This is a genomic window from Nonomuraea sp. PA05 (assembly GCF_008086045.1).
Lineage (GTDB): Bacteria > Actinomycetota > Actinomycetes > Streptosporangiales > Streptosporangiaceae > Nonomuraea > Nonomuraea monospora.
Genome location: NZ_VSEY01000064.1, coordinates 25,625 through 45,458 on the forward strand (window position 1 = coordinate 25,625; position 19,834 = coordinate 45,458).

The following is a 19,834-nucleotide window of genomic DNA, read 5'->3' on the forward strand; positions in this document are numbered from 1 at the left end:
CCCCGGCCGTCTCGGGAGAAGGCAAGCCCGGCCTCAAGACTGGGCATACCTTGCCCTATTTAAACCCGATTGTCGTATTTGGTCCGACTGGGTGGGGAAGCACCACACCGAAGCCAGAGATCTAACGGGGGAGGGTTCCGATGACCTACCACCATGCGCGCCAGGTGACCGGCTGGGTCGGCTGGATCTGGTTCGGCGGCATGATGATGGTCCTGGCCGGGCTGTTCAACATCATCACCGGTCTCGCCGCCGTCTTCGCCAACCGGGTCTACGTACAGACGCCCAACCGGCTCCTGCTCTTCGACGTCACCACCTGGGGCTGGCTGCATCTCGCCCTCGGCGTCCTGCTCCTGGCCACGGGCATCGCCGTCAGCGTCGGCCAGACCTGGGCCAGGATGGTCGGCGTCGTCCTGGTCATGCTGAACGCGCTGACCCAGCTCACCTGGATCGCCGTGAACCCCTGGTGGTCGCTCGCCGTCATCGCGGTGGACGTCCTGGTGCTGTACGCGCTCATCGTCCACGGCCGGGAGGCCAAGGTCGACTGACCGCGGGACCGCCGGCGCTGGTGGGTGCGACGCTGATCAGCCCCACCAGCGTGCCCTGGTACAGCACCCCGTCAGGGGACAGCACGGGCGCCATGTGCAGCGGAGCGTGCGGGAAGGCGGGCCCGGCGTTCCTGCCGGAGACCTCCCGCCCCGTGGCGGGATCGATGACGGAGTAGCGGGTGACCGGCACGACGCCCGGCCCGCGCGTGGTGGCGTAGATGAGCCCGTCCGGCTCCGAGTACTGCGGCGTGGAGGTGACCCGCAGCGGCGACGTCCACCTGACCTCGTGCTCGCCGGACTCCGGCGCCAGGTCGACGCGCGTCATGCCGCCGCGGAACGGCGCCCGGCGCGGCCGGGACGGTCCGGCCCCGGCGGGAAGCGCCGGGTAGCGGTAGCCGTGCGTGTTGATCGCGTACAGGCTGGTCCCGACGGCGATGGGCGAGCATTCGGTGGCTCCTGCGCCGGGCTCGAACAGGGGCGCCGAGCAGAGCGGGCGGCCGGTGGCGGTGTCGAGGACGAGCAGGCGCTCGCTCGGGCGGGCGTTGTCGATCACGGCCACGTACTCGGCGCCCGAGGCGGGGCCGAAGAACGTCGGTGTGGTGCCCGACCCACGCGAGAGCCGGCCGGGCTTACGGGCGTGGCCCCGGTCGTAAGGATGCCGCCAGCGGATCGCCGGGCCGCCGCCCGGAGGGGCCGTGAGCAGGTAGAGGGCGTGGTCGGTGACGACCGCGGCCGTCCCGGGCGGCGCCAGGGAGATGCCCTTGTGCACGCGCTCGCCGTCGGGCAGCGGGATCGCCGACACCCGGCCGGTGGCGGGATCGGCGACGCCGACGAGGCCCGCGTCGGTGGCGAACCACACCCGGCCGTGCCAGTCGGGCAGGACGGCGACGACGTGCTCCTTCTCTGTGAAGAACGGCCGGAGCGGCGTGCGTTCCGCCACCTCCAGGAACCTGCGCCCGTCGCGCCGTCGCCGGTGCGCGACGCGTAGCAGGTCGCCGTTGCCGTCGGCCAGCACCACCCGGTCATCCGCGTCCAGGAAACCGTAACAGCCGCCGAGCAGGGCGCCCCTGGCCAACGGGAGCGCGGCGAGGGGGCGCAGCGTGACGGGGTCGGCCACCAGGACGGCCGGCCGCCTGTCGCGGATCCTGGTGCACAGGACGAGCAGGTGCCCGTCGCGGCCGATCAGCAGCGTCGAGCAGGCGGCGAAGGCGAGGCCGCGCCGGACGCGGACCGGGCCGTCGCCGGGGCCGGGGAAGGGCGTGACGTCGGTGGATCCGGCGTCACCGTGCATGGTGGCCAGGCCGGGACGGCCCAGCGCCGGGTGATCTCGGGGCGTCATCGCGGGGTGCCCTCCGCTTCGGGCGGGCCGGATGGCGGGGTCATCGGGGGGCGTCCTCCGCGTCGAGCCGGTCGGCGAACGTCGAGACGTAGTCGGCGAAGAGCCGGTCGATGGCGGGGCCGGTGAGCCCGTACCGCTCGGGCGGACGCGCCGGGCCGCCACGGCGCGTCACGGACCGGCCGAGATCCAGGGGGAGCGGCCCCTGGCCCAGCAGGGCCAGGACCTGCCGGGCCGTCGCGCGCGGGTCGGCGGCGAGCGCCTGATAGGACACGTCGATGAACCGGCCGGGAGCCTCCGACCGCGCGCGGGCCCGCAGCGCCGCCGTCATGGCCTCCCGCCACATCCCCAGCCAGTCGGCGCCGATCTGGTGGCGGTCGACGGCCCGGTTGTGGAGCGACAGGGTGACCTCCATCCACCTGCACCACGACGCGATGGCCGCCGACGGCCGCCGGTGGATCCACACGAGAGTGGCGCCGGGGAAGACGGCGAGCAGGTCGTCCAGCGCCCAGAGGTGGAACGGCGACTTCAGCACCCACCTGTGCCGCCCGTTCAGCCGACGCAGGTGCAGGGCGAGGTGGCGGTAGTCCTCGCGCTTGTCGTGCTGGGTCACGTACCAGCGGTGGTAGCCGGGGATCCGGGCGCGCGTGTGGTGGAACGGGGTGTGCGGGGTCAGGAAGACGCACTCCTCCGCCTCCCGCGCGTGCAGGGGGTGCACGGCCTGCGCGGCGGGGGCCATCACGTTCATCAGGGTGACCGTCATCCGGGCGGTGCGGATGCGGCGGGCGGTGGCCAGCCGGGGGTCGGGGGTGAGCAGCTCCCAGAACGGCAGGCAGCGCATGCCGGGGGCGGCGGCGAGCAGGCGGTGCAGCAACGTGGTGCCGCTGCGGGGCAGGCCCACCACGAAGACCGGGTCGGCGGGGGCCGGGCCGGGAGCCGGGCCGTCGTGGACGCGCAGCCAGTTGGTCAGGCGGCGGGTGATGTCGTCGCGCACCGCCATCCTTCCGACCGGGGTCAGCTCGGGGACGGCCATGTACGAGCGCAGCAGCCGGGCCATTCCGGCGCGGAAGCCGTCCTCGACGGGCAGGTCGATGCCGGTGCGGCGGCGGGCGGCCCGCTCCAGCGGGACCAGGGAGCCGTGCCCGGCGCGCGGGCGGCCCAGCCCGGCGGCACTCGCGACCGTGTTGACGGCCCGCACCCACGTCGCGACCTCCGGCACGTCACCAGCGGTGCGGCCACCCCACACGGGCCACGACGGCGATCCGGTCACGCGACCACCACCGGGACGGCGCGCGCGTTGACGGCCCCCGCCCGAGATACGTCCCCCGCCCAAGATGCGGCTCGCGCCCGAGATCGCGCCCGAGATGCGGCTCGCGCCCGAGATGCGGCTCGCGCCCGAGATGCGGCTCGCGCCCGAGATGCGGCCCTCGGCCGTGGCGCGGTCATGCGGCCGTCACCGGGACGGCGCGCGGGAAGCGGCGGCCGTGCATGAGGGTGCCGTGGAAGTTGAACCAGGCGAGCGCCTCGGCGTTGTGCGGGAACGGGTAGTCGGCGCCCAGCCGCCGCGCGACCGCCAGCCCCGACAGGAAGGCGTGCTCCTGGCTGTTGACGGTGGTGTGCGCGCCGCAGAACCAGGTGTGCCGCCTGCCCTGCAGCAGCGGCAGCGCCCCCAGCAGCGCCGTGGTGTGGAAGACGTCGTGCACGACGTGCCGGAACCCCACCTGCCGCACCACCTTGGACTCGTCGATGGGATGGCGGGGGTTGTAGGTGACCAGGCACGGCACCCCCGCCTCGCGCGCCCACGCCTGCTGGTTGTGCATCGCGTAGGTGATCTCGTAGTCGTCCGGGAGGCCGCCGTCGCGGTGCCGGACGAACGTGCTGCGGTCCTGAGCGTCCTCCGGCAGCACGGACCCGTCGGTGTGCGCGACGCCCCGCCCGTACATGCTGTCGTCGTAGCGCATCGCGCCCAGGACCAGCCGCTCCCGCACGGACGGGCCCGCCAGCAGCGCCAGGGCCTGGTCGGCGTGGCAGGCGAGCACCACGTCGTCGAACCGCTCGGCCCGGCCCGCGTCGTCGATCACCGTGACGCCGCGCCGGTCCCGGCGCACCCGCACCGCCGCCCGGCCCAGGTGCACGCGCCCGCCGAGGGTCTCGGCCATCCGGTCGTAGATGGCGCGGGTGCCGCCCTGCCAGGTGACCATCGGGGTGGCGTGCTCGACGTCGAAGAAGTCGAGGAAGCGGGAGAAGAGCGAGGCGGGCAGGTCGAACACGCCGGAGGCGAGGACGAGGTTGACGAACAGCGGCTTGAGCACCTTGTAGCGGAACTCGTCGGAGATCCGGTAGAGGTCGAGCATGCGGCGCATGCTGACGTAGTTGAACGGGTTGGCCAGGGCGGCCGGGATCGAGGGTCTCCTGTTGAGCTCGTTGACGCGCGACAGCAGGGCCATCAGCAGCCTGAAGCGCCGGAAGTCGCCGCGCAGGCGGTGCCGCAGCGGAGAGGCGGTGTCGTGGGCGTACTCGTCGCCGCCGTACTGGACGGCGAGGCTGAAACGGGTGTCCACGGGGGTCACGCCGCAGGCGGCCATGAGCTCGATGTAGTTCGGATAGACCGACGGGATGAACGCGGTGACGGAGATGTCCGCTGGCACCGTCCCGCCGGAGGCGGCGGGGAAGTCCACGGTGACCGCGTTGCCGCCGAGCCGGTCCGCCTTCTCGTACAAATGGCAGTCGAAGGTTTCCTGATGGCGGGCCAGGGCCCAGGCGGCGCCGAGGCCGGAGATGCCGCCGCCGATGATGCAGACACGTCGCGCCATGGTGCCTCTCAGTAGACGAAGGGGATCATGCGGAACCGGGCGTGGCGGCAGTAGGCGTCCCACAGGGGGCCGTACTTCTCCCGGCAGCGCCGGTCGTCGCGCCAGGCGCGGTGGATCAGTAGCACCGCGAGCCAGGCGGGCAGCAGGTAGGGGACGGGTGAGGCCAGGCCGCACAGCGCCGTCCAGCTCGCGTACATCAGCAGCTCGCCGGTGTAGTTGAGCTTGCGGCCGACGCCCCAGAAGCCGGAGACGAGCAGCTTGCCGTCCAGGAAGCGCGCGGGCCGCCCCCAGATGCGGGCCTCCGGATCGGTCCTGGCCCGGTGCTTCTGGCCGTTCGCGCCCCGGAACAGCCAGAACCCGAAGGCGAAGGCGAGGCAGGCGGTCACGCCCGCCCACGCGGGCAGCGGCGTGAGCGTGTCCACCAGGAACCAGCCGGGCAGGCTGTAGAAGAACGGGACCAGGACGTAGTCGCCCCAGATCAGCATGCCGCCGAAGCGTTCGGCGATGATGTCCCAGGTGTGCAGCATCCCGTGCTCGAACTGGAAGTAGTTGATCGTGTACAGGGCGCAGAACGCCTGGTAGAGCAGCATGCGGCCGGTCAGCTCGCCGTGCCGCTCCAACTGTGCGGCGGCGAAGGAGACGTTGATCAGGAGCAGGCCCATCAGCGACGGCCGGTAGGAGAACAGCTTCAGGTCGACGCCCGCCAGGGTGGGGTTCAGCTCGACGCCGGAGAACAGGTCGCGCGGGCGTTTGGGGCCGGGGGCGCGCGCGTACAGCACGAGCGTGGCCGCGACCGCGAACAGGTTGGCCACCACGAAGAGCGCCACGGCGTTCCGGTACGGGAAGCCGAGCGCCTCCGGCAGGACGACCGCCAGCACGCCCGCCCCGAGCCCCACCACCCCCAGCAGGGCCGGCCCGTTGACGCGGTAGAGGCGTCGCGTGCCGTCCGGCAGGGGAGCGCCCCGCAGGCGGCGGCCGGGCAGGACCAGGGAACCGGCGAACAGGGCCGCCACGAACCCGAGGTAGACGCAGGCCGCCGGAACAAGATTCACCTGACCCCCTTGATGATTACTCTTTGTAGTTATATTACTACTGAGAGTGATAACACAAGGTCGGGGAGTGGCATTGGCCATGGAGTCAGGGTGCCTCGGCGGGCACCAGCCGGAGGCGCGCGGGCTTCTCGCCAGGGCCGGGACGCTCGTGCTGCGGATGCCGCGGCTCGTCGTCGCGGCCGCGCTCCTCACGCTGCTCGTCACGGCGCTCGCGGGCGGGGCGCTGTCGGGCGGGCTGCGGGACGTCGGGTTCTCGGTGGCCGGTGGCGAGGCCGATCGTGCCGCGCGGCTGCTCGCCGACGGGTTCGCGGCCGGGGAGCCGGATCTGGTGGTCGTCGCCCGCGCCGGGCGGTCCGTGGATCTGCCCGCGGAGCGGGCCGCGGGCGTCGGGCTCACGCGGGCGATCGCGGCCGATCCCGGGGTCGCCGCCGTCACCTCGCACTGGACGGCGTCCGGCGGTTCGGCGCTCCGGTCGCGTGACGGGCGCGCCGCTCAGCTCCTCGTCCGCCTGCGAGGGGACGGCGACGCCAGGCGGGCCACGGCACGGCGGCTCACCGGGACACTCGGCCCCGCCTACCCTCCGCTGACCCTCATGGCGACCGGGGCGGCGCACATCGCCAACGAGGTGGAGGACCAGTCGAGGACCGACATGCTGCGCGCCGAGGCCGTCGCCGTGCCCCTCACCGCGCTGATCCTCATCGCCGTCTTCGGCGGCGTCGTGAGCGCGTCGTTCCCGCTGGCCGTCGGCCTGTGCGCGGTCGCTGGGACCGTCGCCCTGCTCGGGCTGCTGGCCGGACTGCTCGACATCTCGCACTTCGCGCTCAACATGTCGTCCATGCTCGGGCTCGGCCTGGCCGTCGACTACAGCCTGATCCTGCTCACCCGCTACCGCGAGGAACGCGGCCGGGGGCGCTGCGGCGACTGCGCCGTCCGCGCCATGATGGCGACGGCGGGCCGCACCGTGGTCTTCTCCGCCGTCGCCGTCGGGCTCTCCCTCGCGGCCCTGCTGGTCTTCCCCACGCCGTTCGTGCGCTCGCTCGCCGTCGCCGGGCTGTCGGTCGTCCTGCTGTCCGCCGTCATGAGCCTGGCCCTGCTGCCGGCTCTGCTCAAGCTGTTCGGACGGTGGATCGACCGCGGCCGGATCCCGTGGCGGCGGCGTCACGGGCCGGGCAGGGACCCGTGGGGGGTGCTGGTCGGGGTGACCATGCGCCGTCCCTGGCCCGTGCTCGTCACCGTCACGCTCGCGCTCGTTCTGTGCGCGGTGCCGTTCACCAGGGCGTCGTTCGGGCTGCCCGATGACCGGGTGCTGCCTGCGTCCTCGACGGCGCATCAGGCCGCGGAGGATCTGCGTACCCGGTTTCCCGAGGATGCCTCCGCCGCGATCGCGGTGGTCCTGCCCGGTGCGGCCGCGGACGGGCGGCTCGACGCGTACGCCGCGGCGCTGTCGCGGCAGGAGGGGGTGCGGCGGGTGGAGACGGCGACCGGCGGCTACGCGGATGGGCGGCAGACCGGGGGTGATGTGGGCGGGCGGCAGGACGGTCCGGCCGGTGGGGCGACGGCCGGTGGGGCGACGGCCGGTGGGGCGATGGCCGGTGGGGCGATGGCCGGTGGGGCGATGGCCGGTGGGGCGACGGCCGGTGGGGCGACGGCCGCCTACGCGGGTGCGGCGGGGGCGTGGGTGCGGGTCGTCCCCGTGTCGCCGGCACCGGAGCGGAACGTGGAGCTGGTGTCCCGGCTGAGAGCCCTGCCCTCCCCGGCCCCCGCGCTGGTCGGCGGCCGGGCGGCGGTGCTCCTCGACACCCGGCAGGCACTCGCGGAACGCCTCCCATGGGCCCTGGCACTGATCGCGGGCATCGTGATGGCGCTGCTGTTCGCCTTCACGGGCAGCGTCCTGGTGCCCGTCAAGGCGGTCGCGCTCAGCGCGCTGAGCCTCACCGCCGGCTTCGGCCTGATCGTCCACATCTTCCAGGACGGCAACCTGCGCTGGCTCGTCGGCGACTTCACCGTCACCGGCACGATCGACATCAACGCCCCGCTGATCGTCGGATTCGTGGCCTTCGGCCTGTCCCTGGACTACGAGTTCTTCATCCTGTCCAAGATCAAGGAGCTGCACGACGCCACCGGGGACAACGCCCGCGCGGTGGCCGAGGGCGTACGGGGCACGGCCACGCTCGTCACCTCGGCCGGCGCGGTGCTGGTCTGCGTGCTGCTGGCGCTGGTGACCTCCGGCATCACCGCGCTGAAGCTGACCGGCCTCGGGCTGGCCCTGGCCGTGCTCGTCGACGCGACCCTGATCCGCGGCCTGCTGCTGCCCGCGTTCATGCGCCTGGCCGGCGAGGCCAACTGGTGGGCGCCGGCGCGACTCCGCCGCCTGCCTTCCGCCGTACCGGGACGTGCCTCGTGATCCTGGTCACCGGCGGAACCGGACACCTCGGTGCGAACCTCGTCAGACGCCTGCTCGCCGACCAGGCGGCCGTCCGCGTGCTCGTACGGCCGGGCAGCCGCGGCGAGGCGCTCGACGGCCTGCCCGTCGAACGCGTCGAGGGCGACCTGCGCGACGAGGACGCCCTGGCCCGCGCGGTGTCGGGCTGCGAACGCGTCTACCACTGCGCCGCCAGGATCTCTACCAGGGCGGGACGCGAGCGGGAGCTCTTCGACTGCAACGTGGCGGGCACCGGCAACCTCCTGGCCGCGGCCCGGCGGGCGGACGTGCGCAGGGTCGTCGTCACCGGCTCGCTCAGCGCGGTCGGCCACGAGCCCGGGCGGCCCAGCGACGAGACGATGCCGTTCTACCCCTTCGGCCAGGTGCTGCCGTACTCGCACACCAAGGCCCTGGTCGAGCACGAATGCCTCAAAGCCGTCGTCGCGGGGCTGGACGTGGTGATCGCCGTCTCGACGGCGATCGTCGGGCCGCACGACCACGGCCCGTCCCGGCTGGGCCGGACGCTGCTCGACTTCGCCCGAGGCCGGCTGCGCGCCTACGTGCCCGGCGGCTTCGAGTTCGTCAACGCCGCCGACCTCGCGCGGGGGCACCTGCTGGCCATGGAGCGCGGCACGACCGGCCACCGCTACATCTTTTCGACCCAGTTCCTGACCGTGGAGCAACTGCTCGGCCTCTGCGCGAGCGCACTGGGGCGATCGGTGTTGCCGGTGCGGGTGCCGGGGCCGCTGATGTCGGCCGCCGCCGCCGTCACCGACCCGCTCGTGCGCCGCCTGCGGCCCGGCGCCCCGCAACGCTTCACCCCGGCCGCCGTCCGGTTCCTGCGCTCGCAGCGCCGGGCCGACACCGGCAAGGCCCGCCGCGAGCTGGGCTACCGGCCGACGTCCATCGCCGAGGCGGTGGCGGAGGCGTACGCGTGCTTCCGCCGCCGCGGATTGCTGAGGTGACCATGCCCCGTCCTCCCCGGCTGCCCGGCGGGCTGCCCTGGCTCGGGCACGCCCGCGCGTTCGGCCGTGACCCCGTGTCCTTCCTGCGCCGGGGCCGCGAAGCGGCCGGCGACGTCTACTCCTTCCACCTGCTCGGCCAGGAGGTGGTCTTCGCGTGCGGCCCGCCGGCCCACGAGACGGTCTTCCACGCGGACGAGTCCGTGCTCAGCCCGCGCGAGGCCTACCGGTTCATGTCGCCGGTGTTCGGCGCGGGCATCGCCTACGACGCCGAGCCCGCGGTGATGGACGAGCAGCTCGGCTTCGTCCGCCCGGCGTTGACCTCCGCCCGGCTGCAGACCTACCTGGACCTGATGGTGGGGGAGGCGGAGGAGTACTTCTCGCGCTGGGGCCGCGAGGGCACGGCCGACCTGGCGGTGTCGCTGAACGAGCTGACCGTCGCCATCGCCGGCCGGTGCCTGGTGGGGGAGGAGTTCCAGCAGCGGCTGAGCGGCGAGCTGCCGGGGCTCTACCACGACCTGGAGTCCGGCATCCGGCTGGCGGGGCTGCTCAACCCGTACCTGCCGCTGCCCGCCTTCCGCCGCCGCGACCGGGCCCGCCGCCGCATCGCCGCCGCCATCGGCGAGATCGTCAGGGAGCGGCGCCGCACCCCCGCTCCTGACCGCCCCGACCTGCTGTCGGTGCTGATGGCCTCGTCGTACGCCGACGGCAGCCCCCTGACGGAGGAGACCGTCGCGGGGCTCCTCCTCGCGCTGATCTTCGCCGGCCAGCACACCAGCGCCGTCCTGGCCACCTGGACCGGCGTCCTGCTCCTCGAACACCCCGAGCACCTGCCGCCGCTCCTCGCCGAGCTGGACGCGGCCTTCGCCACCGCCGCCGACACCGCCACCGCCGCCGCCGACACTGCCACCGCCGCCGCCCCGGACGCCGGTTCCGCCCTCGACCTGCGCACCCTCCTGCGCCTGCAACGGCTGGACCACTGCGTACGCGAGGCGGAACGCCTCCGCCCCCCGCTGGTCGTGCTCCTGCGCAAGGCCCTGCGGCCGATCGACATCGACGGCCACCGCGTCGAACCGGGCACGCTCGTGATGCTCTCCCCGGGCGTCTCCCACCGCCTGCCGCACCTCTTCCGCGACCCCGACCGCTACGACCCCGGCCGCCACGCCCAGGGCCGGGAGGAGGGCAAGGCCGCGTACAGCCTCATCGGCTTCGGCGGCGGCAAGCACCGGTGCGTCGGCCTCGCCTTCGCCTACCAGCAGGTCAAGGTCATCTGGGCGGTGCTGCTGCGCCGCTTCGAGCTGGAGCTCGTGCGGAGCCCCAACCCTCCTGACTACTCCACCTTCGTCCCAGGACCGCGCGCCCCCTGCCTGGTCCGCTACCGCAGCCGCCAGAGCGCCTCTCAGGGAGAACGATGAGAGCCGACCACTTCGCCCGCGAGCCGGGCCCGCCGCCCTCCTTCGCCGAGGCCCGCAACAAGCGGCAGCGGGTCCGCGCCGCCGGACTGGACCCCGACTACTGGTACGCCGTCGAGTACGACAGGGCCGTGGCTCCAGGCCAGGTCGTCGAGGCGCGGTTCTGGAACCGGTCCATCGCCCTCTACCGAGGCTCCGACGGTCAGGTGCGGGCCCTGGAGAACCGCTGCGCCCACCGTCAGCTCAAGCTGTCCAGGGGCGAGGTCGACGGCTGCCACCTGACCTGCACCTACCACGGCTGGACGTACGACGGCGAGGGCAACGTCGTCCACTACGCGCACGACCTGTTCGGCCGCGCCCAGCCCGAGGTCCGGGTGCGCAGCTATCCGGTACGCGTCCGCCACGGCCTCATCTGGCTCTTCCCCGGCGACCCCGCGATGGCCGCCGAACGCGACATCCCCGACATCCCCGAGATCGAGGGCCCCCGCCCCTGGGCCCGCGTGGAGGCCGACTTCACCTGGCGCGCCCACCACTCGATGATCATCGACAACGTCAGCGACTTCACCCACGCCTACCTGCACCGCAAGTACCGCCCCTTCTGGGACGCCCGGCTCACCGGCCACGAGCTGCGCGGCGACCGGGTGTTCCTCAGCTACGACACGCTGATCGGCGGCGGCCGGATCTCCGGGCTGCTCGTCGACCGGCGCAGGGGCGACACCACCAGGATCGACCTCTGCTTCGACTACCCCTACCAGCGCTCCGACACCGGCGGCATCATCAAGCACTGGTGCTTCGTGCTGCCCATCGACAGGACCACCACCCGCGTGTTCTTCATCTTCTACTTCGACGCCTTCCGGATCCCGTTCACCCCGTTCCGCTTCCCCCGGTGGGCCATGAGACCGCTGCTGAAGCTGGGTGGCGCGCTCTCCGTCCGGCCACTGCTCCTGGAGGACGGCGCCGCCGTCGAGGCCGAGCAGGCCGGCTACGAACGCAACCACGCCTCGCCCATCGTCGAGCTCAACCCGGCGGTGCACCTGTTCCAGGACCTGACCGTCCGCAAGTGGCAGGACTATCTCGACCGTGCCGGCCGGGGGCGCGCATGACCGCCGAGCAGGCACACCGGCTCGCCCTGCGCCACCTCACCGGCCTCCAGCGGGACGACGGCTCCTGGGAGGGCGAGATGGTGTGGAACACCATGATCCTCTCCCAGTACGTGATCGTCCGCCACGTCGTCGGCCGCCCCGTGACCGACCAGGCGGAACGCGAGGACATCCTGCTCCACTACCGCCTGACCCGCACCGGCGAGGGCGGCTGGGGCATGCATCCGGAATCCGGCCCCTACGTCTTCTTCACCACCCTCGCCTACGTCGCGCTGCGCCTGCTCGGCGTGCCCCCCGGTGACCCGCTCGCCGCCCAGGCCCGCGCGTGGCTGCACCGGCAGCCCGGCGGCGTCCAGGCGATCCCGACGTGGGGCAAGCTGTGGCTGTCGCTGCTCGGCCTCTACCACTACGACGGCGTCAACCCGTTCCCGCCCGAGCTGTTCCTGCTGCCCCGCGCGCTGCCCGCGCACCCGGACCGGCTCTACTGCCACACGCGCGCCATCTACCAGGCCCTCGCCTACCTCTACGGCCGCCGCTTCCACGCCGACCCGGGCGCCCTCACCGCCCAGCTCCGCACCGAGCTGCACGGGGAGCGGGCCAAGACCCCGGACGCCTTCGCCGCCTGCCGCGACGCGCTCAGCCCCGCCGACACCCACGTCGCGCCGTCCGCGCCGCTGCGCCTGCTGCACCGTCTGCTGCTCGGCTGCGAGCGGGCGATCCCGGACGGGGTGCGGCAGCGGGCGCTGAGCCGGTGCCTGCGGCGGGTCGTCGAGGAGCAGCGCGCCACCGGGCACCTGGCGTTGTCGCCGGTCAACGGGCTGCTCAACTGCCTGGTGCTGTTCGCCGCCGATCCCCGTCACCCCGAGCTCGGGCCGAGCTTGGCGGGGCTCGAGTACTGGCGGTGGCGCGATCCGCAGGAGGGCATCCGGTACTGCGGGGCGCGGTCGCACTCATGGGACACCGCGTTCGCCCTGGAAGCACTCACGGCGGGCGACGGAGGGGCCCGCGTCGTCCATGCCGTGCGCGCCGGCGCCGCGTTCCTGAGCGGCGCGCAGCTCACCGAACCGCTGCCCGCCCCGGCCCCCGAGGGCCGCGCCCCGATCACGGGCGGCTGGTGCTTCTCCGAAGGCGGCCACCGCTGGCCCGTCAGCGACTGCACCGCCGAAGCGCTCGCCGCCCTCGCCGCCGCCCCCGGCGTGCCGCTCCCGCCCGCCAGGATGGCCGCCGCCGCCGCGTTCATCCTCGACCGCCAGAACCGCGACGGCGGCTTCGGCACCTACGAGGCCCGCCGCGGGCCGCGGCTGCTGGAGGCTCTCAACCCGTCGGAGATGTACGCCCGCTGCATGGTCGAGGGCTCGTACGCCGAATGCACGGGCTCGGCACTGACGGGGCTGGCCCGCGCCATGCCGTACCTGGGGGGAGGGGTGCGCGCCCGCGCCCGCGACGGCATCCGGCGCGGCACCCGCTTCCTCCTCCGCCAGCAACTCCCCACCGGGGCCTTTCCCGCCGTCTGGGGCGTGCACCACACCTACGGCACCTTCATGGCGGTACGCGGCCTGCGCGCCGCCGGGCTCAGGCCCGACGCTCCCGAACTCGGCCGGGCGGCGGCCTGGGTGCGCGGCGCGCGGCGGCCCGATGGCGGCTGGGGGGAGCACTACTCGGGATGCCTGGAACGGCGGCACGTGGCCCATCCTCGCAGCCAGCCCGTGATGACCGCGTGGGCCGTGCTGGCGCTGCTGTTCTGCGGGGCCGTGGACGATGAGGTGACCGCGGGTGGGGTGGAGTGGTTGCGCCGGCATCAGAACGCGGACGGCTCCTGGACCCAGGAGGCTGTCACCGGGGTGTTCTTCGGCACCGCGATGCTGCACTACCGGCTCTACGCCGCCTACTTCCCGGCCTGGGCACTCGGCGCCTACCTGCGTGCCCGAGCAGCTGAATGACGAGGCGGCGGGCGGCTTACGCGGGCGGCCCGCTGAGCAGCGCCTCGGCGGCGGCCCTGCCGCTGCGTACCGCGCCCTCCATGGTGGCGGGCCACCCGGTGGCCGTCCACGCGCCGGCCAGGAACACCCGCGGCGACCCCGTCCGGGGCCCGGGCCGGAGCGCGGCGGTCCCCGGCGCGCCCAGGAAGGTGGCGGAACGCTCCCGCGTCACGAAGAACTCCACCAGCCAGGCCCGCCGCGCCGCCGGGAACAACTCCGCCACGGCGCTGGGGAACACCCGACGGAACTCCTCCACGGGCCAGTCCACCACCCGGGTGGCAGCCGACAGCGACACGGCGAGATACTGACCGCCGCACCCGGCCGCCGCGGTCCGATCGAAGACCCACTCGACGGGGGTGCCGACCCCGGCGGCGAAGGGCAGGTCGGTGACGCGACGGTCGTACCGCAGGTGCACGTTGACGATCGGCGAGGCGCCGAGCCGCGCGAAGCGGGACGCGTCCGCGTCGGCCGCGGCGGGCACCAGCCGGGCGGCCACGTCGTGCGGCACCGCCAGCACCACGGCGTCGGCCCGCAGCGAGCCCCCCGCGTAGAACGCTTCGACCCCCTCCCCGTCCAGCGCGACGGCGCGCACCCGGGTGCGCGGCAGCACCCGCACCCCGGCCTCGCGCAGCGCCTCGCCCGCCGCCCGATCGTGGATGTCGCCCAGCGGGACGCGGGCGTACCCGAGGTCGGACGCGCCGGCGGCCGACAGCAGCCCGGTGCGGAACACCTGAGCGGCCAGCGCGAGCGACGCCTGCGCCGCGGAGGCGTTCAGCGTGGCCCTGCCGATCAGCTCCCACAGCCCTTCGAACGCGGCCACGGACTGGCCGCGCGCTTCGAGCCACTCGCCGAAGCTGCGCCGATCCACCTCCGGGTCGGACGGGTCCAGCCGCCGCATGGCCAGCACCGCCCGCGCGGCGGCCAGCCGCTGCCCCGCCGGGACGTGCGGGTACACCGACAGGGCACGCGCCAGGTGCAGCGGCGCCGGCAGCCGGTCCCGGTACAGCCGCCCCCGCACACCGCGCGGGCCGAGCACCGGGATCGACAGGCGCGGCTGAATCTCGACCCTGTCGGCGGCCCGCACCCGCTCCAGGAACCACCGGTACGCCTCGCAGCAGCGCAGGAAGACATGCTGGCCGTTGTCCACGGTCAGCTCGCCCCGGCGGTAGGAGCAGGCGGCCCCGCCCAGCCGTGGCCGCGTCTCCGCCAGCTCGACGGTCACGCCCGCGTCGGCCAGCTCCAGCGCCGCCGCCGTGCCCGCCAGCCCGCCGCCCACCACCAGCACCCGTCTCACCAGATCTCCTTCACTCCGGTACCGTCGGGCAGCAGCAGTGCCCGCGCCGCCACGCCGGTTTTGGCCAGGCCGGGCACCGTCACCCGGCGCTCCAGCACCTGGAGCGGGTCGCGGGCGATGCGCCGCAGCACCGCGCGGTAGACGCCGCTCATGGCGGCCACGCACGCCGCCTGCCTGCGGCCGATCAGTGGCAGCAGCCGCAGCCCGTCCCGCATGAGGCCGTCCGCCCTGGCCGCCTGGAAGCGCACCAGCTCGGCGAAGGCGGGGGTGGGCGCGGGCGTGCCCGTGCAGCCGAAGCGGGCCACGTCCTCGGCGGGCAGGTAGTGGCGGCCGCACGCCAGGTCCTCGCGGAGGTCGCGCAGGATGTTGGTGACTTGCAGGCCGGTGCCGAGGGAGTCGGCGAGCGTGTCGGCGCGTTCCCGGTCGGCGGCCTGGAACACCGCGACCGACAGCCTGCCGATCGTGCCGGCCACCCGATGGCAGTAGAGCGCGAGGTCGGGCCAGGTGGCGTAGCGCGTGCCGCGCACGTCCATCTCGACGCCGTCGACGAGGTCGGCGAACGCCCGCAACGGCAGCCCGAACCTGCGCGTGGCATCGGCCACCGCGGCCAGGACACGCCCGTCCTCCGCTCCTCGCCCGCCCTCCTCGTCCAGGTGGCCGATCTGCTCACGGACGCGCTGGAGGTGAGCGAGCTTGCGGTGCGGCGGCAGCGTGCCGTCCCCGATGTCGTCGATGCGCCGGGCCAGCGCGTAGACGGCGCACATCGCCCGGCGCTGCCGCGCGGGCAGCAGCCAGATGCCGTACGCGAAGTTGCGAGCCTCCCGCCACGTCGTACGCTCGCACCAGGCATACGCGGCGTCCACGGCGGCGGTGGCGCGCCCGTCCGGGGTCACCGTCGCCGCCAGGTGGCGAGCAGCGCACGCGCGAACCCGGCCCGGCCGGGAACGGGCCGATGCGCCAGAACGTCATACCCGGCCCGCCGGATCGCCGCCAGCGCCGCGCGCCCGCCCGCCACGTACGCGGCGACCGCGAGCGCCTGCCGCCACGGCAGGGTCCTGATCAGCGGGACGCCCAGGTCCAGCAGCCGTTCGGCGCGTTCGCACTCGAAGGCGACCAGCGCCCGCAGGTTCCCGCGAGCGGACGGCGCGGCCAGGTCCTCCTCGGTGCACCCGAACCTGGTCAGATCCGCACCCGGCAGATAGATCCGCCCTCGCGCGTGGTCCTCGGCGACGTCCTGCACATGCTCGATGAGCTGAAGAGCACTGCAGATCAGGTCGGACAACCGTGCCCTGGCGGGGGTCGCGGCGCCGAACGCGTGCAGGACGAGCCTGCCGACGGGGTTCGCCGACAGCGCGCAGTAGCCGAGCAGCTCGTCGAACGTGGCGTACCTGGTCACCCGCTGGTCACGCCGGTTGGCTTCGATCAGGTCCCGCAGCGGTCGCTGTGGCAGGCCGAGCTCGCGCACCGAGCGCTGGAGCGTCTGCAACACCGGGTGCCGGGGGCCGGCGGTGAAGACGCGGGTGACGTCGCGGTCCAGCTCGTCCAGGGCGGCTAGGCGGTCCCCGGCGTACTCGTCGCCGGCGTCGTCGACGAGGCGGGCGAAGCAGTAGAAGGCGATGAGGTGGCGGCGGGTGGACGCCGGCAGCAGGCGGAGGGCGACGGGGAAGTTCTCGTGGTGGGCCTTGTCCCTGATGGTCGCGGCGTCCGGCAGCCCGATGGCACTCAGCTCCTTCGTGTGGACGAGGTCAAGCGACTACACACTGTTACTATAGGCGAGTATATGACTACGGAGAGTGTCTGACGATAGGGGCTCCGGTGTCTCACAAGCTGGTCACGAAGATCGCGATCGTCGGAGCCGGGCCGGCGGGCGGCGCCGCCGCGGCTGCCCTCGCGCAGCGCGGCATCAGCGACGTCCTCCTCCTGGACCGCGGCGAGCTGCCCCGCGACAAGACCTGCGGGAGCGCGCTGTCGCCCGCGACGCTCGGCGTCCTGCGCGGGCTCGGGCTGCGCGACGAGGTCGAGCGGCTGGGATATCCGGCCCGTTCCCTGCTCCTCACCACGCCCGCCGGCCGCTCGCTGCACCTGCACACCGACCAGGGCGCGATCATCCTGCTGCGGCGGCACTTCGACGAACTGCTCGTCCGCCGGGCCACCTCCCGTGGCGTCGGCTTCACCGGGTCGTTCCGCGCCACCGAGTTGATCCGCCACGGCCCCCGCGTGCGCGGCGTGCGCGGCGTGCACCAGGGGCGGCCGGTGGAGGTCGCGGCGGACGTGGTGCTCTGCGCGGACGGCGGCCACTCCGTCTTCTCGGCCGACCCGCGGCCCAAGCCGACGATCGTCACCGTGATGGGCTGGTGGGAGGAGTTCCCCTTCGAGCCGCACACCCTGGAGATGATCTTCGATCGGCGGCTCTCGCCCCTCTACGGCTGGATGTTCCCCGAGACCGCCGACCGGGTGAACATCGGCATCTGCATCGATCGCGAACGGCTGCGCCGCTGCGGCGGCAACGTCCGCGACGTGTTCGCCGGGTTCCTGCACGCCCGCTTCCGCGAACGGCTCAGGAACGCCAGGCAGGTGGGCGGGTTGCGGGGGCATCCCATCGCGTACACGCCGATCGTGCGCAACCTCACCGCGCCGGGCGCGCTCTACGTCGGCGAGGCCGCCCGGCTGACCAACAGCGCGACGGGTGAGGGCATCTTCCAGGCCGTGCAGAGCGGGATCTACGCGGGTCACGCCGCCGCCGACGTCGTGCAGGGGGTGCGCGGGGAGGAGGAGGCGTGGCGGCGTTACCGCGCCGCCTGCCGCAAGCGGTTCACGTCCGGGCTCGTGGGCGGGCTCGCGGTGCGGGCGGCGGTGCGCGGCGGGCTCCTGGACGCGGCCGCCATGATCTTCGGTGACCCCAGGCTGCGCAGGCTCGCCACCCGGGTGGTCGGCTCCGGGCTCACCGGCACCCACCTCCCGCCGTCGGAGAGCACATGACGGCAGCCGCGGGGGCGGACGTCGTGGTCGTCGGGGCGGGCCCGTCCGGGTGCGCCGCCGCGCTGGCGCTCGCCGGGCGAGGGGCGCGGGTGCTCCTCCTGGAAGCGGAGGCCCGCCCGGTACGGCGTTTCGCGGGCGAATGGCTGCACCCGCCAGGCGTGGCCGCCCTGCGCAGGCTGGGCGTCGAACTCCCCGCCTCCCGCTTCGTCGCCGGCGCGGGCTTCGTGGTGTTCCCCGACGACGGCGGCCCCGCCATCACCCTGCCGTACGCGCGGGGCCGCACCGGGCTCAGCTTCCCCCACTCCGCGCTCGTGCGGAGCATGCGCTCGGCCGTCGCCGCACACCCGCGGATCGTCCTCAGCACCGGCAGCCGCGTCACCGGCATCAGCGGCGGCCACGTCACCTACACCGCCGGCCTCGACGGCACGGACAGGCACGTCACGGCGAGCCGGATCATCGGCGCGGACGGCCGCACCTCCCTCCTGCGCCCGGCCGCGCCGGCCGCCGCGGACGCCCCGGGCGCGAAGCGGCTGTCCCGCCTGGCCGGAGTCCTGCTGCGGGACGTCTGGCTGCCCGCCGAGGGCTACGGCCACGTCTTCCTCGGCGGCCCCGGCCCCATCCTCGCCTACCGGCTGAACGCCTCCACCGTGCGGCTGTGCGTCGACGTCCCCCTCACCGTCCGTCCCGCCGACCTGACCCGCTACCTCGCCCAGCGGTACGAGCAGGTGCTGCGCGCGCCCCTCCACGCGGCCATGGTCGCGGCGCTGTGCCGGGGCGAGACGCAGTGGTCGGTCAACCGCTTCCAGCCCCGGCGGCTCTACGGGCGGGAGCCGCACGCCCTGGTGGGCGACGCGGTCGGGCACTTCCACCCCCTGACGGCGGCGGGGCTCACCCTGGCCGTCCTGGACGGCGAGCGCGTGGCGGCGTCCGGCACGATCGCGGACTACGCGCGGGAGCGGGCGGCCCGCAGCCGGGTGCCGGAGATGCTGGCCGACGCGCTCTACACGGTGTTCACCTCCGACGCCCCGGCCGAGGTGGCGCTGCGCCGGGCCGTCTACGCGCTGTGGCGCCGCGACCGCGCAGAACGGGAGCGCACCATGCGGCTGCTGTCCACGGACGAGACCCGCCCCGGCCCGTTCGCCGCCGCCTTCCTGCGCGTCGCCCGCGTGGCGGCGGGCCGGCTCGCCCGGGACGTGCTCACCGGCCGGCGGCCGCGCCACCCGCTGGGGGTGCTCCGTGGCCTCCTCGCCTGGCTCCGCCGGCTGGCCGGGCTCGCGTTCAGGCGGCAGGCAGCCGCGTGTCCGCCTCCATCCGGGGCTGCACGGGGCCGGCGAACCTCCGCAGGACCGGGATGACCGCCTGATGCAGCAGGAACAGATCGCCGAGCAGCCACGGCAGGTTCGGGGCGACGAAGATGACGAAGTTCCAGAAGCTCTTGTCCGCCATCCCCGCGTAGCCGGACACGTGCGCCGTCCAGAAGTAGAGGAGCACGAGGGCGGCGGAGTAGGCGGAGAGCCCGAGCTGGAGCGGGTACCGGTAGAAGCGCCGCCGGACGATGGCCCAGACGAGCAGCCCGTTGAAGACCTGGGTGACGAAGACGTTGAAGGTCTCCAGCGCGAGGGGCAGGGCGGTGAAGCCGCTGCCGTAGTAGGCCTCGTCGCCCCTGCCGTACAGCTTGTACGCCAGCGCGAACAGATCGGCCCGCTGCCTGATGTCGTGGTGGTGGAGGATGAAGTAGAGCTCGATGGTCCAGGCCATGAGCATGAAGAAGCTCAGGATCGCGATCGAGACCCGATCCTGCCAGGACAACCGCCGCAGCTCACTCATGATCGATCCTTATCACTCATTGTAGTTAAAGAACTACTATAAGTAATCTAAAGGATGGAGGGCTTACGCACCAGACCTGGCGATGGAACGATGCGGGAAACGTCGGGGGGCGG

Annotated in this window: 16 protein-coding genes; 8 read left to right on the forward strand and 8 right to left on the reverse strand. The window is 73.8% G+C overall.

Annotated features, from left to right (window positions below; all coding sequences use genetic code 11):
* Window positions 1–140: 140 nt before the first annotated feature.
* Complete coding sequence (locus tag FXF51_RS55195) at window positions 141–545, forward strand: hypothetical protein (protein WP_148442900.1); 405 nt, start codon at window positions 141–143, stop codon at window positions 543–545.
* Here the strand turns inward: FXF51_RS55195 and FXF51_RS55200 are convergent.
* The 4 genes from FXF51_RS55200 to FXF51_RS55215 all read right to left on the reverse strand — a co-directional run bounded on the left by FXF51_RS55200 (window position 511) and on the right by FXF51_RS55215 (window position 5,746).
* Window positions 511–1,884: a hypothetical protein gene (locus FXF51_RS55200; RefSeq protein ID WP_148442901.1), complete on the reverse strand. Its 1,374-nt coding sequence runs from the start codon at window positions 1,882–1,884 to the stop codon at window positions 511–513. The genes FXF51_RS55195 and FXF51_RS55200 overlap by 35 nt on opposite strands.
* A gap of 40 nt (window positions 1,885–1,924) precedes the next feature.
* Window positions 1,925–3,151, reverse strand: a complete 1,227-nt coding sequence (locus FXF51_RS55205; RefSeq protein ID WP_148442902.1) for a sulfotransferase family protein — start codon at window positions 3,149–3,151, stop codon at window positions 1,925–1,927.
* 172 nt (window positions 3,152–3,323) lie between these two features.
* A complete protein-coding gene (locus tag FXF51_RS55210) occupies window positions 3,324–4,694 on the reverse strand; it encodes an FAD-dependent oxidoreductase (RefSeq protein ID WP_148442903.1) in 1,371 nt (456 codons plus the stop codon).
* An 8-nt stretch (window positions 4,695–4,702) separates the two neighbouring features.
* Window positions 4,703–5,746, reverse strand: a complete 1,044-nt coding sequence (locus tag FXF51_RS55215; RefSeq protein ID WP_187415103.1) for a hypothetical protein — start codon at window positions 5,744–5,746, stop codon at window positions 4,703–4,705.
* A gap of 79 nt (window positions 5,747–5,825) precedes the next feature.
* Here FXF51_RS55215 and FXF51_RS62275 point away from each other — a divergent pair, with 79 nt between their 5' ends.
* Genes FXF51_RS62275 through FXF51_RS55240 form a run of 5 tightly spaced genes read left to right on the forward strand, consistent with a single transcriptional unit; the run spans window position 5,826 to window position 13,582 of the window.
* A complete protein-coding gene (locus tag FXF51_RS62275) occupies window positions 5,826–8,150 on the forward strand; it encodes an MMPL family transporter (RefSeq protein WP_148442905.1) in 2,325 nt (774 codons plus the stop codon).
* Window positions 8,147–9,133, forward strand: coding sequence for an NAD-dependent epimerase/dehydratase family protein (locus FXF51_RS55225; RefSeq protein ID WP_187415104.1), 987 nt, complete (start codon window positions 8,147–8,149; stop codon window positions 9,131–9,133). The genes FXF51_RS62275 and FXF51_RS55225 overlap by 4 nt, the downstream gene beginning before the upstream one ends.
* 2 nt (window positions 9,134–9,135) lie before the next feature.
* On the forward strand, window positions 9,136–10,545 hold the full coding sequence (locus tag FXF51_RS55230; protein WP_148442906.1) for a cytochrome P450: 1,410 nt from the start codon (window positions 9,136–9,138) through the stop codon (window positions 10,543–10,545).
* A complete protein-coding gene (locus tag FXF51_RS55235) occupies window positions 10,542–11,645 on the forward strand; it encodes a Rieske 2Fe-2S domain-containing protein (protein WP_148442907.1) in 1,104 nt (367 codons plus the stop codon). The genes FXF51_RS55230 and FXF51_RS55235 overlap by 4 nt, the downstream gene beginning before the upstream one ends.
* Complete coding sequence (locus FXF51_RS55240; RefSeq protein WP_148442908.1) at window positions 11,642–13,582, forward strand: prenyltransferase/squalene oxidase repeat-containing protein; 1,941 nt, start codon at window positions 11,642–11,644, stop codon at window positions 13,580–13,582. Before FXF51_RS55235 ends, FXF51_RS55240 begins: the two co-directional genes overlap by 4 nt.
* 16 nt (window positions 13,583–13,598) lie before the next feature.
* Here FXF51_RS55240 and hpnE read toward each other — a convergent pair whose 3' ends face one another.
* From hpnE to hpnC, 3 genes are read right to left on the reverse strand one after another with little or no spacing between them, the layout of a single operon-like run.
* Complete coding sequence (hpnE, locus tag FXF51_RS55245; protein WP_262380530.1) at window positions 13,599–14,915, reverse strand: hydroxysqualene dehydroxylase HpnE; 1,317 nt, start codon at window positions 14,913–14,915, stop codon at window positions 13,599–13,601.
* Window positions 14,912–15,808 carry a phytoene/squalene synthase family protein gene (locus FXF51_RS62280; protein ID WP_148442910.1) on the reverse strand — a complete coding sequence of 299 codons (897 nt, stop codon included), beginning with the start codon at window positions 15,806–15,808 and terminating at the stop codon, window positions 14,912–14,914. Before FXF51_RS62280 ends, hpnE begins: the two co-directional genes overlap by 4 nt.
* The gene (hpnC, locus tag FXF51_RS55255; protein WP_148442911.1) at window positions 15,805–16,641 is read right to left on the reverse strand and encodes a squalene synthase HpnC; all 837 of its coding nucleotides are present in this window, start codon (window positions 16,639–16,641) and stop codon (window positions 15,805–15,807) included. Before hpnC ends, FXF51_RS62280 begins: the two co-directional genes overlap by 4 nt.
* An 89-nt stretch (window positions 16,642–16,730) precedes the next feature.
* Here hpnC and FXF51_RS55260 point away from each other — a divergent pair, with 89 nt between their 5' ends.
* Window positions 16,731–17,894, forward strand: coding sequence for an NAD(P)/FAD-dependent oxidoreductase (locus FXF51_RS55260; RefSeq protein WP_148442912.1), 1,164 nt, complete (start codon window positions 16,731–16,733; stop codon window positions 17,892–17,894).
* Complete coding sequence (locus FXF51_RS55265; protein WP_148442913.1) at window positions 17,891–19,249, forward strand: FAD-dependent oxidoreductase; 1,359 nt, start codon at window positions 17,891–17,893, stop codon at window positions 19,247–19,249. The genes FXF51_RS55260 and FXF51_RS55265 overlap by 4 nt, the downstream gene beginning before the upstream one ends.
* Here the strand turns inward: FXF51_RS55265 and FXF51_RS55270 are convergent.
* Window positions 19,173–19,721, reverse strand: a complete 549-nt coding sequence (locus FXF51_RS55270) for an emopamil-binding family protein (RefSeq protein WP_148442914.1) — start codon at window positions 19,719–19,721, stop codon at window positions 19,173–19,175. The two genes, FXF51_RS55265 and FXF51_RS55270, sit on opposite strands and share 77 nt — an antisense overlap.
* Between the last annotated feature and the right edge of the window lie 113 nt (window positions 19,722–19,834).

Coding starts and splice junctions, on each gene's coding strand:
- FXF51_RS55270 (WP_148442914.1), bottom strand. CDS start 19,721: ATGAGTGAGCTGCGGCGGTTGTCCTGGCAGGATCGGGTCTCGATCGCG.
- FXF51_RS55230 (WP_148442906.1), top strand. CDS start 9,136: ATGCCCCGTCCTCCCCGGCTGCCCGGCGGGCTGCCCTGGCTCGGGCAC.
- FXF51_RS55235 (WP_148442907.1), top strand. CDS start 10,542: ATGAGAGCCGACCACTTCGCCCGCGAGCCGGGCCCGCCGCCCTCCTTC.
- FXF51_RS55265 (WP_148442913.1), top strand. CDS start 17,891: ATGACGGCAGCCGCGGGGGCGGACGTCGTGGTCGTCGGGGCGGGCCCG.
- FXF51_RS55195 (WP_148442900.1), top strand. CDS start 141: ATGACCTACCACCATGCGCGCCAGGTGACCGGCTGGGTCGGCTGGATC.
- FXF51_RS55200 (WP_148442901.1), bottom strand. CDS start 1,884: ATGACGCCCCGAGATCACCCGGCGCTGGGCCGTCCCGGCCTGGCCACC.
- FXF51_RS62275 (WP_148442905.1), top strand. CDS start 5,826: ATGGAGTCAGGGTGCCTCGGCGGGCACCAGCCGGAGGCGCGCGGGCTT.
- FXF51_RS55240 (WP_148442908.1), top strand. CDS start 11,642: ATGACCGCCGAGCAGGCACACCGGCTCGCCCTGCGCCACCTCACCGGC.
- FXF51_RS55210 (WP_148442903.1), bottom strand. CDS start 4,694: ATGGCGCGACGTGTCTGCATCATCGGCGGCGGCATCTCCGGCCTCGGC.